At 66.8% G+C, this 16,340-nt stretch carries 16 protein-coding genes and 1 tRNA gene; 10 read left to right on the forward strand and 7 right to left on the reverse strand.

The annotated features are described in order from the left end of the window. Window positions 1-67: 67 nt before the first annotated feature. Window positions 68-140, reverse strand: a tRNA-Ala gene (locus N2L00_RS14510). 220 nt (window positions 141-360) lie between these two features. Between N2L00_RS14510 and N2L00_RS14515 the strand changes: the two genes are divergently transcribed. Next, on the forward strand, window positions 361-765 hold the full coding sequence (locus tag N2L00_RS14515; protein ID WP_255862410.1) for a four-helix bundle copper-binding protein: 405 nt from the start codon (window positions 361-363) through the stop codon (window positions 763-765). Here the strand turns inward: N2L00_RS14515 and N2L00_RS14520 are convergent. Further along, the gene (locus tag N2L00_RS14520; protein ID WP_255765231.1) at window positions 762-1,271 is read right to left on the reverse strand and encodes a mycothiol transferase; all 510 of its coding nucleotides are present in this window, start codon (window positions 1,269-1,271) and stop codon (window positions 762-764) included. The genes N2L00_RS14515 and N2L00_RS14520 overlap by 4 nt on opposite strands. Window positions 1,272-1,418: 147 nt before the next feature. Here N2L00_RS14520 and N2L00_RS14525 point away from each other — a divergent pair, with 147 nt between their 5' ends. The 5 genes from N2L00_RS14525 (at window position 1,419) to N2L00_RS14545 (ending at window position 5,856) form a co-directional block, all read left to right on the forward strand. Beyond that, a complete protein-coding gene (locus N2L00_RS14525) occupies window positions 1,419-1,643 on the forward strand; it encodes a hypothetical protein (RefSeq protein WP_255765232.1) in 225 nt (74 codons plus the stop codon). A gap of 77 nt (window positions 1,644-1,720) precedes the next feature. Further along, on the forward strand, window positions 1,721-2,437 hold the full coding sequence (locus N2L00_RS14530) for an IclR family transcriptional regulator (RefSeq protein WP_255765233.1): 717 nt from the start codon (window positions 1,721-1,723) through the stop codon (window positions 2,435-2,437). Between the two features lie 74 nt (window positions 2,438-2,511). Then, window positions 2,512-4,437, forward strand: coding sequence for a heavy metal translocating P-type ATPase (locus N2L00_RS14535; protein WP_255862409.1), 1,926 nt, complete (start codon window positions 2,512-2,514; stop codon window positions 4,435-4,437). 34 nt (window positions 4,438-4,471) lie between these two features. Then, window positions 4,472-5,467, forward strand: a complete 996-nt coding sequence (locus tag N2L00_RS14540; RefSeq protein ID WP_255862805.1) for a magnesium and cobalt transport protein CorA — start codon at window positions 4,472-4,474, stop codon at window positions 5,465-5,467. Continuing rightward, window positions 5,467-5,856: an META domain-containing protein gene (locus N2L00_RS14545; RefSeq protein ID WP_255862408.1), complete on the forward strand. Its 390-nt coding sequence runs from the start codon at window positions 5,467-5,469 to the stop codon at window positions 5,854-5,856. Before N2L00_RS14540 ends, N2L00_RS14545 begins: the two co-directional genes overlap by 1 nt. A 4-nt stretch (window positions 5,857-5,860) precedes the next feature. On the opposite strand, the gene N2L00_RS14550 is transcribed toward N2L00_RS14545, so the two are convergent. Further along, window positions 5,861-7,222 (reverse strand): MFS transporter, encoded by a 1,362-nt coding sequence (locus N2L00_RS14550; protein WP_255862407.1) that lies wholly within the window; start codon window positions 7,220-7,222, stop codon window positions 5,861-5,863. A 312-nt stretch (window positions 7,223-7,534) separates the two neighbouring features. On the opposite strand from N2L00_RS14550, the gene N2L00_RS14555 reads away from it, so the two are divergent. Next, the gene (locus tag N2L00_RS14555; RefSeq protein WP_374676604.1) at window positions 7,535-8,971 is read left to right on the forward strand and encodes a DHA2 family efflux MFS transporter permease subunit; all 1,437 of its coding nucleotides are present in this window, start codon (window positions 7,535-7,537) and stop codon (window positions 8,969-8,971) included. A gap of 66 nt (window positions 8,972-9,037) precedes the next feature. On the opposite strand, the gene N2L00_RS14560 is transcribed toward N2L00_RS14555, so the two are convergent. Further along, complete coding sequence (locus N2L00_RS14560) at window positions 9,038-9,919, reverse strand: manganese catalase family protein (RefSeq protein WP_255765237.1); 882 nt, start codon at window positions 9,917-9,919, stop codon at window positions 9,038-9,040. 175 nt (window positions 9,920-10,094) lie between these two features. On the opposite strand from N2L00_RS14560, the gene N2L00_RS14565 reads away from it, so the two are divergent. Beyond that, the gene (locus tag N2L00_RS14565; protein ID WP_255862405.1) at window positions 10,095-11,576 is read left to right on the forward strand and encodes a S10 family peptidase; all 1,482 of its coding nucleotides are present in this window, start codon (window positions 10,095-10,097) and stop codon (window positions 11,574-11,576) included. 3 nt (window positions 11,577-11,579) lie between these two features. Here the strand turns inward: N2L00_RS14565 and N2L00_RS14570 are convergent, their stop codons facing one another. After that, window positions 11,580-12,335 carry a bifunctional 2-polyprenyl-6-hydroxyphenol methylase/3-demethylubiquinol 3-O-methyltransferase UbiG gene (locus tag N2L00_RS14570; RefSeq protein WP_255862404.1) on the reverse strand — a complete coding sequence of 252 codons (756 nt, stop codon included), beginning with the start codon at window positions 12,333-12,335 and terminating at the stop codon, window positions 11,580-11,582. A 42-nt stretch (window positions 12,336-12,377) separates the two neighbouring features. Then, window positions 12,378-12,878 carry a DUF456 domain-containing protein gene (locus N2L00_RS14575; RefSeq protein ID WP_255862403.1) on the reverse strand — a complete coding sequence of 167 codons (501 nt, stop codon included), beginning with the start codon at window positions 12,876-12,878 and terminating at the stop codon, window positions 12,378-12,380. A gap of 315 nt (window positions 12,879-13,193) precedes the next feature. Between N2L00_RS14575 and N2L00_RS14580 the strand changes: the two genes are divergently transcribed. Continuing rightward, entirely contained in the window at window positions 13,194-14,399 is a 1,206-nt protein-coding gene (locus N2L00_RS14580) for a YrzE family protein (RefSeq protein WP_255862402.1), read from the forward strand. Window positions 14,400-14,756: 357 nt separating this feature from the next. Here N2L00_RS14580 and N2L00_RS14585 read toward each other — a convergent pair whose 3' ends face one another. Further along, window positions 14,757-15,665: an SDR family oxidoreductase gene (locus N2L00_RS14585; protein ID WP_255862401.1), complete on the reverse strand. Its 909-nt coding sequence runs from the start codon at window positions 15,663-15,665 to the stop codon at window positions 14,757-14,759. Window positions 15,666-15,886: 221 nt separating this feature from the next. Between N2L00_RS14585 and N2L00_RS14590 the strand changes: the two genes are divergently transcribed. Further along, window positions 15,887-16,327 carry a universal stress protein gene (locus tag N2L00_RS14590; RefSeq protein ID WP_255765242.1) on the forward strand — a complete coding sequence of 147 codons (441 nt, stop codon included), beginning with the start codon at window positions 15,887-15,889 and terminating at the stop codon, window positions 16,325-16,327. Window positions 16,328-16,340: the final 13 nt, after the last annotated feature.

A 16,340-nucleotide genomic window follows, 5' to 3' on the forward strand; every position in this document is an offset into this window, starting at 1 on the left:
GACGCCCCGTCACGGAAGGACCGCTCCGGACAAAGCAAAAACCCCCGGTTTCCCGGGGGTTTTCCTGTGGAGCTTAGGGGAATCGAACCCCTGACCTTTTCATTGCGAACGAAACGCTCTACCAACTGAGCTAAAGCCCCAAACTGCACCGCGCGGCGTCGTACCCGGTCCGAACTACGGATCGAAACGCGAACAACCGACCCCGCTAGGCTACACCGATTCTAAACACGTGCTCGGGCCCGCACCAAACCCCCGGCACCCTAGGAATGCCTCGGGACCCTCGCTACCGTCGAGGAACCGGCACGGTTCGCCCGCGGAGAGCGGTCCTGCGCAAAGCACACCGGAACCAAGGAGAATGCCATGGCCCTGATCACCGAAATGCTCGAAAACCATCCCGCCGGCCCCCGCACATCGGATCCCCGCCTCCTGGTCGAGTGCCTGCTGGCCTGCGGTGAATGTGCCCAGGTCTGCAATGCCTGCGCGGACGCCTGCCTGAGCGAGGAAATGGTGGGCGAGCTGGTCAGCTGCATCCGCATCGACCTGGACTGTGCCGAGATCTGCGCGACCACGTCCGCAGTGCTGTCCCGAACAGGTGCCACGGGGCCGGCGACCGCCAGCCTGCTGCATGCCTGCATTGCAGCCTGCGCCGCGTGTGCCGAGGAATGCCAGCAGCACGCCGCCATGCACCCGCATTGCCGGATCTGCGCGGAAGCCTGCCGCCGCTGCATCAACGCCTGCGAAAAACTGCTGACCTCACGCGGTTAGTGCGCCAGCACCATTCCCCGGACATAGGCCGCCTGCCCCACGTGCTCAAGGCAGTCCGCGAAGGTGCTCACCAGCCGGACGCCCAGCGTGACCGGCGGATCCCAGGCCCGGTCCACGATCCGGCCCAGGTCCTCGCCCGACAGTCCCGAGACGAAGGCCTCGGTGCGGGAATGCACGTCGTCGTAATAGCCCAGCAGCAGCTCCGCGGAGTGCACCTGGACCAGCGCCACCTGCTCGGAGGTATGCCCGTAGCCGGTGTCCTCCACCGCCAGCGGCAGCCCCAACCTTTTGGCCCAGCCGTCGGCGGTCCAGGCCTGCTCCTGCCCCGACACCTCGGCAATCTGGTGGTCCTCCACCCGGCTCAGGTGCCAAATCAGCCAGGCAATGGAGTTTCCGTCCGGATAGGGGCGGTGATTCAGTGCACCGGCGTCGAGGTTGTTCACTGCCCGCCGGACTGCGCCGGGGAGCCGTCCGAAGGCATCGATAAGGAGATCGCTTTCGTCCATCGCGGCAGGCTCCCTCAGGGTTGGCGGCAGGATTTTGCCATCGTTTCACGCCGGTCCGGCGTCCGGGAAGAGGCCGTTTGAGGGCCGCCGCAGAAAACAGGCCGCGGACCGGTTCCTTCCTCGCCGCGCAGTCCTAAAATGGCTCGCATGAGCTGGACAGATGAGCGTCCCGCATGGCTTCCGCCCATTCCCTCGCCGCACCGCGGCCAGGCTCGGATTGTTCTGGGAATGATCTTGGTCTGCAGCACCATGCTGGCCAGCCTCGTGGTCGCTTCCTTCGGTGCGCTGCTGAGCATGTACATCCTCTGGCCGCTCACGGGCGGGCTGCTGCTGCTGATGTCCGGGCTGCTCAGCCGCCGCCGCGGCGTGTAACGGCCGGCCCGTAACGGGGCATCCGGCGCCTCCCGTCACGGCACGGCAACGCAGGGCCGTGCGCTTAGGATTGGCCCATGACACCCCCTGAGCCAACCGGAGCCGGCTCCCAGTCGCAGACCCTCTCCCGCGGCATCCGCGCCCTGGAACTCCTCGCGGACGCGGAGGGCGCCCTGAGCATTGCCGAACTCTCCGAACGACTTGGGGTACACCGCTCCATCGCCTACCGGATCCTGCGGACTCTGGAATCCCACTCCCTGGTGATGCGCGACGACGCCGGCCGGGTTTCGGCCGCGCCCGGCCTCGCGGCGCTGGCGCGGGGCGTGTCGCGGGACCTGCAGTCGGCGGCGCTGCCCGAGCTCGGCGTGCTGGCCAACGAGCTGTCCATGACGGCCTTTGTTGCGGTCTGGGACCGGCAGAACTGCGTCACCCTGATGACCGTGGAACCCACCCACAGCCGCACCGCCCTCATCCAACGCCCGGGTACCCGGCACTCCTTCACTGCCGGCGCTCCCGGGATCGCGATCCAGTCCGCCATGACGGAAGAGCAGTGGGACCGGCTGGCCCCGGGGCAGAAGTACCGCAGCGAAAGCCGTGTGGCCCGTGAGCGCGGCTACGCCGTCAGCCACAACGAGGTCATCGAAGGGGTTTCCGCCGTTGCCGCTCCGGTTACTGCCGCAGGCCAGCTGCCCGCCGCGGTGTCGGTGGTGTACTTCGGCTCCGGTAAGGACGAAGACGCCATGGGACTGCGGCTGGCCGAAACCGCCCGGCGGATTGAAGCGGCCCTCCGCTGAGAGCCTCGCCGGGAAAATTTAGGTAAGCATTATCTTGCTGGAAACTGCTCCGCAACCGGCCTAAAACTGAAGGCATGAGGAGCAGCAGAATACCCAGGATCCCGGACGCGGTGCGCCGCTATCCGCTGGTGTTCGCCACACTGCTGGTCGGCTTGGCGGTCCTTGCCCTGCTCGCCGTTGACGCCGGTACCGCCGCGGCCTGGACGGCAAGCCTGTACGCGGGCGCCGTGGCACTGCAGACCGCCGCGGGGATGGTCCGGAACATCCGTGCCGGCAACTGGGGTTTGGACATCCTGGCCGTCATTGCCATCCTCAGCACCATCGCCGTTGGCGAATACCTCGCCGCGCTGATCATCGTGCTGATGCTTTCCGGCGGCGAGGCGCTGGAGGATTATGCCGCCGGCCGGGCCCGCAGCGAGCTTGATGCCCTGTTGGAACGCGCACCCCAGCAGGCCCACCGGCTGGAAGCGGACGCCGTCGTCGACCTTGCCGCCACCGAGGTCCGGCCCGGCGACATCCTGCTGGTCCGGCCCGCCGAGCTGGTGCCTGTGGACGGCATCCTGCTGGATCCGGCCGCGGAGTTCGATGAATCCTCACTCACGGGCGAATCCCTGCCCGCCCTGCGCAGCGCCGGGGAGACGGTGCTCAGCGGGTCGGTCAACGGCACCGCTGCCGTCCGTATCCGTGCCACGGCGACGACGGCGGACAGCCAGTACCAGCGGATTGTGGCCCTGGTGCAGGAGGCCGCGGCGTCGCGGGCACCCTTGGTGCGGCTGGCGGACCGGTACGCCCTTCCGTTCACCGGGCTTTCCCTGCTGATTGCCGGCGCTGCCTGGCTGGCCAGCGGCGATCCCGGCCGCTTTGCGGAGGTACTGGTCCTGGCCACCCCCTGCCCGTTGCTGATCGCTGCCCCGGTGGCCTTTATGGGCGGCATGAGCCGGGCTGCCCGGCACGGCATCATCGTCAAGGGCGGCGCCACCTTGGAACAGCTTGCCCGGATCCGCACGGCCGCCTTCGACAAGACCGGCACGCTGACCGTCGGCCGGCCGGAACTGGTGGCAGTGCATCCGCAGCCGCCGTTCACGGAGGATGAGCTGCTGGCCCTGGCTGCGTCCGCGGAGCAGTATTCCTCCCATGTGCTGGCCGCCGCTGTCCAGTCCGCGGCCACCGCGCGGGGGCTGGCTTTGCTGCCGGCCCACTACGCCTCGGAGGCGGCGACCAACGGGGTGGAAGCGCTGATCGGCGGCCGCAGGATCCGGGTGGGCAAGCAGCGGTTCATTGCCGGCACGGGCGCGGACCCGGCGGAACAGCCGCTGCGGCCCGGCGAACTCGCCGTCTATGTCGGGGTGGAGGGCAGCTTCGCCGGCACCTTGGTGCTTAGCGATACCGTGCGCCCCAATGCCGCGGCCACGCTCACGGACCTGCGGCGGCTGGGAGTCCGGTCCACGGTGATGCTCACCGGTGACGCCGCCGGAACCGCGCACAGCGTCGCCCACGAGCTGGGCATTACGCAGGTCTCCTCCGGTTTGCTGCCGGCGGACAAGGTCCGGGCGGTTGCCGCCCTGCCCGACCGGCCGGTCCTGATGGTGGGCGACGGCGTCAATGACGCACCGGTGCTGGCCGCGGCCGACGTCGGCATTGCCATGGGTGCCAGGGGTTCCACCGCTGCGGGCGAGTCCGCCGACGCGGTGATTGCCGCCGACGACCTCTCCCGCGTGGCCGTCGCCGTCGACATCGGCCAGCACACGCTCCGGGTGGCGCTGCAGAGCATCCGGCTCGGCATCGCGCTGAGCGTGGCCCTGATGCTGGTGGCAGCCTTCGGGTACATTCCGGCGGTCGCCGGTGCCCTGACCCAGGAATTGGTGGATTTGGCCGCCATCCTCAATGCCCTGCGCGCCCTGCACGGGGCTGGACGCCGTCCCGCTCGCGGCTCCGAGCGGCACGGGGACCGGCGGGCAGGGATAATGGGCAGTGGCCGCCGCCCGGTGCCCGGCCGTTGACGGGTTTTTTGGTTTAGACGCTAGGGGAATGTCCATGACGTTGGTCGACAATGCGGTGTATGTGAACGGCAAGCGCCACCATAACCCGGACAGCCTGGATGAAACGTTCGAACTGACCCGCAGCTCCGGCGGCATGGCATGGATCGGCCTGTACCGCCCGGACGAGGTGGAGCTGCTGGCCGTCGCCGAGGAGTTCGGCCTGAACCTGCTTATTGTCGAAGACGCGCTGGCCGGCCACCAGCGCTCGAAGCTCGAGCAGTACGGTGACCAGCTGTTCCTGGTGCTCCGGCCCGCCCGCTACCTGGACGACGTCGAACGCGTCGAGTTCGGTGAGCTGCACCTGTTTGTGGGCCCCAACTTCGTCGTGACCGTCCGGCACGCCGAATCACCGGACCTGACCCGTGTCCGCAAGCGGCTGGAACAGGAGCCGGACCTGCTGGCACTTGGCCCGCAGGCCGTGCTCTACGCGGTGCTGGACCAGGTGGTGGATGAATATGCTCCCGTCGCGGCCGGGCTGGAGAACGACATTGACGAGATTGAGGACCAGTTGTTCGGCGGCGACGCCGAGGTGTCCCGCCGCATCTACGAGCTCTCCCGCGAAGTCATCCAGTTCCACCGGGCCATCAGTCCGCTGGAAAACGTGGTGGGCGAACTGCGCCAGAACGCGGAGCAGTACGGCATCCCGGCGGACCTGCATGACAACCTCGGGGACGTGCTGGACCATGTGCTGCGCCTGATTGACCGGGTCAACGCATACCGCGCCATCCTGGACAACGCACTCACCCTGTCCTCGACACTTGCCTCCAACCGCCTCGCGGAGACGAGCATTGAACAGAACGAACAGGTGAAGCGGATTTCCTCGTGGGCTGCCATCCTCTTTGCCCCCACCCTGGTGGGCACCATTTACGGCATGAACTTTGAACACATGCCCGAACTCGGCTGGCAGTTCGGCTATCCGCTGGCCATCGTGGCGATGTTCGGGATGGGCGCCATCCTGTACGTGACCTTCAAACGGAACAAGTGGCTCTGATGCGGCTACTGCTCCCCGTGCTGGCGGGCGCGCTGCTGCTGAGCGCCTGCGGGAACAACGCCGGTGCTTCCCCGGATCCCGGCGGGAGCGGCGGGAGTTCGGCCGCCGATGTGACCGGGCCGTGGGGCGACGTCGATAATCCGGACGCACCGTCCCTGGACTTCAGCCCCGACGGGCGGGTCAGCGGCACGGACGGCTGCAACCGTTTGATGGGGCACTGGAGCGTCTCCGGCAACCGCGTCACCCTCCGGGACATGGCCACCACCCTGATGGCCTGCCCGCCCGGAATGGACACATGGCTCGCCGCGGGTGCCGCGGCCGACGTCGACGGCGGCACCCTGCGGATCTATGACCAGGCCGGCAACGAAATCGGCGTCTTGGAACGGTAGGGCGCTAGTGCCGGGACTGCTGCTTCGGCGAGCCCTCCACGTGCAGGTCGTTGCCCTTGGTTTCCTTCACCATGGTCACGGCCACAAAGGACACCACGCACAGCACCATGATGTAGAGGCCGATGGACGGCGACCAGCCGGTCTCGTTCAACAGCGCCTGGGCAATGGTCGGCGCGAACGCCCCGCCCAGGATGGCCCCGAGGGCGTACCCGATGGAGACACCCGAGTACCGCACCCGGGCCGGGAACATCTCGGCATACATCGCTGACTGCGGACCGTAGGACAGGCCCAGGCCGATGGTCAGGACGAAAATCGCCACCGCGAACAGCACAATGTTGGTGGTGTCGATGAGCAGGAACATCGGGACCGACCACAGGAACACCCAGGCGTAGCCGATCTGGAAGGTGCGGACCCGGCCGATCCGGTCGGAAAGGATCCCGCCGTAGAGCGTGAAGATCAGCCAGCCGAAGGATCCCAGCGTGGTGGCCAGCAGCACCGAGGGCCGGTCCATTCCCAGGCCGCCCGCGGCCGGCTTACCGGTGGCGTAAGAGGCGAAGAAGGCGATGACCAGGTACCCGGCCGCATTGTTGGCAATGAAAATCAACGCACTGAGGATCACCTCGCGGCTGTTGTGCCGGAACAGCTGGCTCAGCGGAGCGGACGATTCCTTCTTCCGCTCCTGGATCTCCTTGAAAATGGGGCTCTCGGCCACCGAGCGGCGGATGAAGTAGCCGACAATGATCAGTACCACCGAGACCAGGAACGGGATCCGCCAGCCCCAGGCCAGGAAGTCCTCCTCGCTCAGGCTCGTGCTCAGCACGTACATTACGAACGTCGCCAGGATCATGCCCACCGGCACGCCGATCTGCGGGTAGGCGCCGAAGAGACCGCGCTTGCCCGCCGGGGCGTGTTCCACCGAGAGCAGGGCGGCCCCGCCCCACTCCCCGCCGGCGGAGAAGCCCTGCATGATGCGCAGCACAATCAGCAGGATCGGACCGGCGACGCCGATCTGCGCGTAGGTGGGCACCACACCGATCAGGGCGGTGGAGATACCCATCATGACCAGCGTGAACACCAGCATTTTCTTCCGGCCGATCCGGTCTCCCAGATGTCCGGCGACGACGGCGCCCAGGGGACGGAACAGGAAACTGATGCCGATGGTCGCAAAGGAGACCACCTGGCCCAGCGGGCCGTCGTTGATGGGACCGAAATACAGGGTGGCCAGCACCAGGCCGGCAGCCTGGGCGTAAATGAAGAAGTCGTACCACTCGATAGTGGTGCCGACCAGGGTTCCGGCGAGGACCTTGCGTTCCTCCCGGCTCATCCGGCCGGAGGAAGGCACGGCGGACGCGGCATTGACACTCATCTAAAACTCCATTGTTTTGAGACGGACAGTGACGTGGAAAACGGACCCGGTCCCCGCAGCCGGATGCTGGCATCGTACGCCCGCCCCGGCGTCGGGCACCTTACCCGGACCGGCGAGTTTCAGGACATCACGGAATTCCCCCGGGGGAACCGCCCGGGGTATGCCGCACAGGGAAGAAAGGTCCACAATAGACTTCGGCTCTTTTCCGCCCTCACCGCTTTCTCGACCGAACGGCAGCAACGCATCTTGAACACCTCCCAGCCGGACCTTAAACCGTGGCCGGCGCTCTGGTCCCTGGTCATCGGGTTCTTCATGATCCTGGTGGACTCCACGATCGTAAACATCGCCACCCCCGCCATCATGGCGGACCTGGGCGCAGGACTCGACCAGGTGATCTGGGTGATCAGCGCCTACCTGCTGGCCTACGCCGTGCCGCTGCTGATTACCGGCAGGCTCGGTGACCGGTTCGGCCCGCGCCGGGTCTATCTGATCGGACTGGTGGTCTTCACACTCTCCAGCCTCTGGTGCGGCTTTGCGCACAGCGTGGACGCGCTGATCCTCGCCCGTGTGGCCCAGGGCTTCGGCGCTGCGCTGATGACCCCGCAGACCATGTCCGTGATTACCCGGATCTTCCCGCCGGACAAGCGCGGCACCGCACTGGGCCTCTGGGGCGCAACCGCCGGCGTCGCCACCCTCGTGGGTCCGATCCTGGGCGGTGTGCTGGTAGACGGACTGGGCTGGGAATGGATCTTCTTCATCAACGTGCCGGTGGGCGTGCTGGGCTTCATCCTGGCCTACCGGCTGGTGCCGCAGCTCCCCACCGCCGTGCACCGCTTCGATTACCTGGGCGTGCTGCTCAGCGCGGCGGGGATGTTCTGCCTGGTCTTCGGCATCCAGGAAGGCGAAAGCTACAACTGGGGAACCATTGCCGGGCCGTTGTCCGTCTGGTCCCTGATCATTGCCGGGGTGCTGCTGCTGGGACTCTTTGTCCTCTGGCAGCGGCTGAACCGCGCCGAGCCGCTCCTGCCGCTGAAGCTCTTCCGGGACCGCAACTTCTCCCTGGCCAACATCTCCATCACCGGCATGGGCTTCGCCGTCACCGCGTTCTCGCTGCCGGTGATCCTCTTTGCGCAGAACGTGCGCGGGCTGAGCCCAACCCAGGCGGCTCTGCTGCTGGCCCCGATGGCCGTCCTGGCCGGAGTCCTCGCCCCGGCTGCGGGCAAAATCGTCCAGCGCGGGAACCCCCGGTTCATTGCGGTGTTCGGGTTCGCTGCCATGGCGGCATCCCTCATCTGGCTCGGTTCCATCCTCAGCCCGGACGTCCCCTACTGGCACCTTCTCCTGCCGATGGCCCTCATGGGACTGGCGAACGCATGCATCTGGCCCTCGGTGTCGCTGACCGCCACGCGCAACCTCGCGGCCGACGTCGCCGGTGCCGGTTCCGGCGTTTACAACACCACCCGGCAGTTCGGCGCGGTGATCGGCAGCAGCGCCATCGCCGCGGTCATGCAGTCGCGGCTGACGGCGCACCTGGGCGGAGGTGCAGCCGACGGCGGCACCGCACCGGCCGGCGGCGTGTTCCCGGAAGCCCTCAAAGCCGGCTATTCCGAGGCCATGGGGCAGTCCCTGTACCTGCCCGCGGCCGTCATCCTCCTTGCCCTGCTGGCCTCGCTGTTCTACGCCAAACCTGCTCCTGAACTCACCTCGGGCGGGGCCCGGGAAGCGGCACGGACCTCCTCGAAGGGCTAAAACCCCGGACAGCACAAAACCGGGCGGAGCCTCTGCGGCTCCGCCCGGTTTTGCGTCCGGCAGGGGTTATTCCTTGTTCAGCTTGTCCTGCACGGCGCCGGCTGCCTTCTCGACCGGGTTGGGGATGTCCGTGGTCCCGTAGTACCGGGCGTCCGGGCGGGTGGGGGGCGGCATCGGGGCCCGGGTGGTGGGACCGTCGTGGTAGCTGAATTCGCCCTTGCCGTCCGGCGTCGGACCCTTGGCCCAGGACCCTTCCTTGGCGTGCTCGCCGTCGGAGAAGTTCAGGTACTGGTAGGACACCTCGCGGTGTTCCTTGTTGAGCGGGAAGTTGCTGGGTACCGGTAGCTGTTCCATGTTCTCCGCCTGAAGTTCCAGGGCCGCGGTGGTCCACTGGTTCTGGTGCATGGTGTCCCGGGCCAGCAGGAACGCCAGCAGGTCCCGCACCCCGTGGTCATCGGTCATGTGGTAGAGCCGGGCAACGGCAATGCGGCCCTGCATTTCGATGTTGGCGTTGGACGTAAAGTCCGCCAGCATATTGCCGCTGGCCGTGATGTAGCCGCCGGTCCAGGGATTGCCGTTGCTGTCCACGGGGCGCGCGCCGGCACCGGCCACGATGGCGTGCTGCACGTCCATGCCGCCCATCACGGCGGCAACCGTGGGATCGTTCTGGACGGCGTCGTCGGTAACCCCCAGCGGAGCCTTTTCCAGCAGCTGCGCAATCATGATGGCCAGCATTTCCACATGGCCCATTTCCTCTGCGGCAATGCCGTACAGCAGGTCCCGGTATTTGCCCGGAATGTGCGCATTCCAGGACTGGAATCCGTACTGCATGGCTACCGTGATTTCGCCGTACTGGCCGCCCAGTGCCTCTTGAAGCTTCCGGGCAAACACCGCATCCGGCTTCTCCGGGGTGGACTTGAACTGGAGTTCCTGTTTATGGAAAAACATAATGCCTCCGCACCTTGTGGACCGGCGCCGGAATCGGCGTTCCCTCTGCGGGGTGCCGTGGCCGGTCACGGTGTTTCCAACGTAGACCCGCACCGGAATCCGCGGAAGAGTAGGCAGTGCACTTGCCGGACCCACCTCCCGGGTAATCGGCCGAGACACGGGTAGTGTCCTTGCCATGGTCTCCCAGGAACGCCCCGACACCGCTGCCTCCGCCCCCGCCGATCCGGACGCGAGCCCGGCGTCGGACGTCACCGACGACTTCGCAGTCCGCCGGCACACCCTGCCCTCGGGCCTGGGCTACACCACCACCACCGGACGGATGGTCTTCCGCAAGGAAGAAGTCAGCGACGGAAAGTCGGACGGCTTCCGGCCCAAGGCGGAGATCTTCCTGGTCGCCTACACGGCGGACGCGCCGGAGACCGGCCCCAACCGGCGCCCTGTGGTGTTTGCCTTCAACGGCGGGCCGGGTTCCTCCTCCGTCTGGCTGCACATGGGCCTGCTGGGCCCGCGGATGGTGGACTCGGGCGACGCCGGTTCCCTGACTCCTCCCCCGTTCGACCTGGTGGACAACCCGCAGACCCTGCTGGAACACGCGGACCTGGTGCTGATCGATCCGGTGAACACGGGCTTCTCCCGGGTGGTGAACGGCAACGACGCCGCGGAGTTCCACGGGTTCGAGGAGGACCGGGACCTGGTGGCCGAGGTGATCCGGCTCTGGACCACGCGGAACAACCGCTGGCTGAGCCCGAAGTACCTGGTGGGTGAGTCCTACGGCACCCTGCGCGCGGTGGCCGTGGCCGGGAAGCTGTTCGACGCCTACGGACTGGCAGTCAACGGCCTGGGCCTGATCTCGACTGTCCTGAACCTGGCCACCCTGGATTTCGCACCCGGGCGGGACACCCCCTATGCGCTGCACCTGCCGACCTACGCCGCCATCGCGCACTTCCACGGCCGGCTTCCGGGCCGCGAGCTGGCCGACGTCGTCCGCGAAGCCGAAGCCTACGCCGCGCGCGAGTACGGATATGCGCTGACCCAGGGGTCCCGGCTGAGCGCGGAGGAGTACGACGACGTCATCGCCCGCCTCGCCGCCATCACCACCCTGAGCGAGGGCTTCATCCGGCGTACCAATCTGCGCTGGGACTACGCCATGTTCTCTGCGGAGCTGCTGCGGGAGGAAAACCTGGCCGTGGGGCGCATCGACGGCCGGTTTACCGCCGCGCCGGCGCACCAGCAGGACTGGATCAACTGGGACGATCCCAGCCTGGTGGCCATCAACGGGCCCTATTCCGCGGCCATCAACCACTATGTCCGCGCCGAGCTCGGCTACGAGAACGATCTCCCCTACGAAATCCTCAGCGGCCGGGTCCAGCCGTGGAGCTACAAGACCTTCGAGGGTGTGCCCGTGGATGTCACCGGCACCCTGGAACGGCTGCTGGTGCACAACCCGGCGCTGCGCGTGCACGTGGACTACGGCTACTACGACGGCGCCACGCCGCATTTCGCCGCGGAGTACGTGTGGGCGCACATGCGGCTGAGCGATGAAGCACGGTCCCGGTTCACGCACCACTACTACGAGGCCGGGCACATGATGTACGTAAACCCCGGCTGCCGTGCCGACCAGCTGCGCAACCTCGCGGGGTTCGTGACCGGGGCCTAGGGTTCAGGGGGCCGGCGGGCGGCGGAACAGTGCGGTGAGCAGGAAAGATTCCCCAAACCAGGGCGAGTCCTGTTCCTGAGCGGCCATCGGGCGGATTTCGATTTCCTCGAAGGCCGCAAAAACCCATCGCAAGTCGTCAGGGCTGAAGGCAATTCCCGCTTCGAATGTCCCGTCGCGGTAGAGCTGTTCGTCGGGAGCTTCCGAGCCCATCCGGCCCCGGGCGAAACAGGCCAGCCCCAGATAGCCGCCGGGCGCGAGGGTGCGCTTCAGCAGTTGGAGGTAGCTGATGCGGCGGTGCGGGGGAAGGTGGTGCAGGCACCCTGAGTCGTAGACCAGTCCGTACGTTCCTGAAAACGCTTCCGGCGGCAGGGCAAAGGCGTCGCCGCAGGTGAATGAGACCTCCAGCCGCCGCGCTGCGGCACGTTCCCGGCCCCACGCCACGGCCTCGGATGAGAGATCAACGGCATCCACGGTGTAACCGTTTTCCGCCAGGAACAGGGCATTGCGGCCAGGACCTGACCCGATATCCAGTACCCTCGTCGGCGCGAACACTTCGGCGCTGACCCACCGGGCCAGGTTTTCGTCGGGTTTGTCGGCGAAGAACGGGACGGGCCGGGTCCGGTCGGCATAGAACCTGTTCCACCAGGTGCTGCCTGCGTCATGGGTCCAGCGGACCGAGTCACGGGCAAACAGCCCGTCCATCAGCCTCAGGAGATCATCAACGGACCGCAGGCTGCGGTTGATCGGCGGCTCGCTCATAATGCCAGACCTTACCCACGCGGCTTCCCCTGGGGAACGGTGTTACCGGGTGGCGAAGTGCAGCCAGACAGCCCCGCCCCAGAGTCCGCCTGCGGTCAGCGCCAGCGCCAGTTCGGCAAGGATCCCGATGCCCATGGCCTTCAGGGTGGCCACACTGGAGGACCAGGCGGCGGACAGGTCCCGCTTGCGCAGCCACTCGCTGAGCAGCAGGCCGACGGCGAACCCGATAAACAGGCCCACGGCAGGAATGGTGAACATTCCAACGATGCCCACAGCCACGCCCGCCACGATGGAGCGCTTGGGGATTTCCCGTTCCTTGAGCCGCCGTCCGGTGAGGAAGGCACTGGACAGCATTCCGGCGATCAGGAGCACGGCACCGATCCCGAAGGACCACCAGGCCGGCGCGCTCTGCACTCCGAGGGCCCAGCCCAGCAGGGCAATGAGGATCAGGATGCTGCCCGGCAGCACGGGCACCACAATGCCGATCAGGCCCACGGCGATCACCAGGGCTGCGGCAATGGTTACAAGAAGGTCCGGATCCATTCCCCCAGTGTTCCACCAGCTGTCCACTCCCCTCGTATTTGCCCGCCGGGGCGGTTCGGCCTTTGCGATTCTGCTGCCGGTTGGGGATTCCGCTGCCGGTTGGGGATTCCGCTGCCGGTTGGGGAAATCCCTCCGCTGCGCAGTGGCAGGGATTTCCCAAACCGGTCGGGTTTTCCCAAACTGGAGCCTTTACCCGGTCTGCCGGGCCCGAAATCCCCGGCGTGGCTCGGACCGCCGGGTGGAGAAACTACTAAGGATGCTTATAAGGTGGCATCTTCAGCCCGATTCACCGGACGGAAAACAGGAGAGCAGTAAATGAGCACCGAACCAGGGAACACAAACGCTTCCAACACCGGACGCGGAGCCTCTGACGGCGGCCCGTTCCGGGACCGGTCCGATCGGCCCGCGCCCGTCGACGACAGCCAGGCCATTCCCGTGGACGGTCACCGGGAGGACACCGCCACCCGGGCCATGGACACCGACACCGCCTCCTCTTCTCCGTCGCATGCCACCGGCCGCCGTGCGGGCAGCCATGCCGCCGAACCGGTAGCGGGCACCACGAACGACGACGCCGCCGGCCGCGCGATGCCGGTCTCCGATTCCCGTTCGGGCTCCGAATCCGCCTCCGAAGATACGAGTACCCGGGTCGCACCAGTCACCGCCACCCGTTCCCCCGACGCTGACGGCACCGGCGAACACCGCGGCGCAACATCGGTATCTGCCGTGCGTGACCACCGTGACGCAGACACTGAGCGCGATTCTGACCGCGACGCCGAGAACCGGCACGCCATGAACGCCGGCGACACGACGGATGATCGACGCGACGCCCGCGACGACCGGAACGATGACCGGAACGATGACCGCGGCGTCGTACGCGACCAGGACCGGGACGGCCGAATTGATGATCGTGACGCCGTGCACACCCGCGAGGCCGCCCTGCCCAACCGTGAGGCACTGCTGGCCCGGGAGAAGGAACGCTTCGGCGGCTTCAAGTTCGGTGCGGCGTTCTTCGGCTGGCTGACCGCTACCGGAATGGTGGTGCTGCTTTCGGCGCTGGCTGCGGCGATTGGCGCTGCCGTGGGCCTTTCGGCTGAAACCAACCTCGGCCAGGCCCTGGAATCTGCAGCAGCCAACCAGTCCGCCGGGATCGTCGGCGCGATCATCATGCTCCTGGTCCTGCTGCTCTCCTACTTTGCCGGCGGATACGTCGCCGGGCGCATGGCCCGCTTCAACGGCGCCAAGCAGGGCCTGGCCGTCTGGCTGTGGGCACTGGTGGCGGCCGCCGTCGTCATCATCCTGGGCCTGATCTTCGGCAACGACATCCGCAGCATCAGCCAGCTCAACTCGGTTGCGCCGCTGCCCGAGAACCTGGAAGGCATGGACGCCGGCACCTGGATCGCCGTCGCTGCCAGCCTGCTGGCCACCCTGCTCGGCGCCATCCTGGGCGGCCTGGCCGGTATGCGTTACCACCGCCGTATTGACCGTGCAGACTTCCGCACGGAAGAGACCGTCGTCCGCTAAGACGTTGTCGGTCCTAACGGCCGCTGCAACCTCCGGTTTCCGGGGATTGCAGCGGCCGTTTTTTGTTGGCCCCCTCACCCAGCAGGACGTCCCACGCTCCGGTGCGGAAGTGACGACTGGGACCTCACCTGCAACACCTGCACCACGTCGTGGGATGCTGTTTCCGTCAGGATCAGGACGTCCCGCCATCCGGTACGGAAGTGGCGCCTGTGACCTCACCAGTAACACCGGCACCACGTAGTGGGATGCCGTGCGGGCCACAGTGCCAGGCGAGCAGGAATCAGTGCCCGACACCTTAAACACACTGAGGCCCCGCATATGCGGGGCCTCAGCTCTAACGGGATGAAACCGCAGACGTTACGGGGACGGGGTGCCGCCGTTGACGTTCAGCGTTTCGCCGATCACGTAGCTGGATTCCGGCGAAGCAAGGAAGACGTAGGCCGGGGCCAGTTCGGTGGGCTGGCCCGCACGGCCCAGCGGGGTGCTCTGGCCGAACTCCGTCAGCGCTTCCTTCTGCTGTCCGTCGGACGGCTGCAGCGGGGTCCAGAACGGACCCGGCGCCACGGCATTCACACGGATTCCCTTGGGTGCAAGCTGCTGGCCAAGGCCCTTGGTGAAGTTGTTGATGGCCGCCTTGGTGCTGGCGTAGTCCAGCAGGTCGGCGGACGGCTCGTAGGCCTGGATCGAGGTGGTGTTGATGATGGTCGATCCGGCCGGCAGGTGCTTCAGCGCAGCCTTCGTCACCCGGAAGAACGAGTAGATGTTGGTCTTGAACGTATGGTCCAGCTGCTCGTCGGAGAGATCTTCAAGGTTCTCCACGGCAATCTGCTTGCCCGCGTTGTTGACCAGGATGTCCAGCCCACCCAAGGCCGAAACGGCATCCTCGACCAGCTGGCGGCAGTACTCGGGATCCTTGAGGTCACCGGGAAGCCTCACCAGCTTACGGCCGGTCTTCTCGACCACCTCGGCAATGTGCTGGGCGTCCGGCTCCTCCTCGGGAAGGTAGGAGATGGCGACGTCGGCCCCCTCACGGGCGAACGCAATGGCCACAGCCGCACCGATGCCGGAATCGCCGCCGGTAATAAGCGCCTTCCGGCCTTCCAGGCGTCCGGTGCCGCGGTAGGTATCCTCGCCGTGGTCCACGTGCGGGGTCATGTCCTTGTCCAGGCCCGGCTCGGGCTGGTCCTGGATGGGCGGTGCGATGGACGGGTAGCGGTCCACGGGGTTTTGGAAGGTGTACTGGTCCGACTTGTTGCCGTTTGTCATAGAAGTTCCCACTTTCGGTAGGTCAGTCCATTCGGGCGGTCCGGCTAGGGCCGCCGTGAAAGGCGGTCGCTCACGCTAACGTAAGCATGCTTATTACCCTATGCCCGATTGGCGCTTCTGCTCAAGTCCGCGGTTCCGCCGCACAAATCGCCGCTGCTATGGCCCTGCCCGCTGCCGGGGGCGCAAACTGCTGCATATCCAACTGCCTTGGAAGGAACATCATGACTGAAGGAACCCGGAAGCGGATTGTCGTTGGCGTGGACGGCTCAGAGGAGTCATTGGAGGCGCTGCGCCTGGCCCGCCGACTGGCGGACCTGCTGGAATGCCGCATTGAGGCCATCTCGGTGTGGGAGTTTCCGGCAATGCTCGCCACGCCGTTTCCCACCACCGAATGGTCCCCGCGGGTGGAAGCCGAGCGGGGCCTGGCCGAGGCGGTGGAAGCAGCCTTCGAAGGGAAGGGCATTCCGGAGGGTCTCACCCAGTCAGCGGTGGCCGGACAAACCGCCCGGGTGCTGATGGAAGCCAGCCGCGGGGCGGAGATGCTGGTGGTGGGCAACCGAGGACGCGGCGGTTTTGCCGGGCTGCTGCTTGGCTCGGTCAGCACCGCTGTGGCCGCGCACGCCTACTGCCCGGTGCTGATTGCCCGCCCCCACCGGGACTAAACCAGCCAGCATC

The organism is Arthrobacter sp. zg-Y1171, assembly GCF_025244845.1.
Classification (GTDB): Bacteria; Actinomycetota; Actinomycetes; order Actinomycetales; family Micrococcaceae; genus Arthrobacter_B.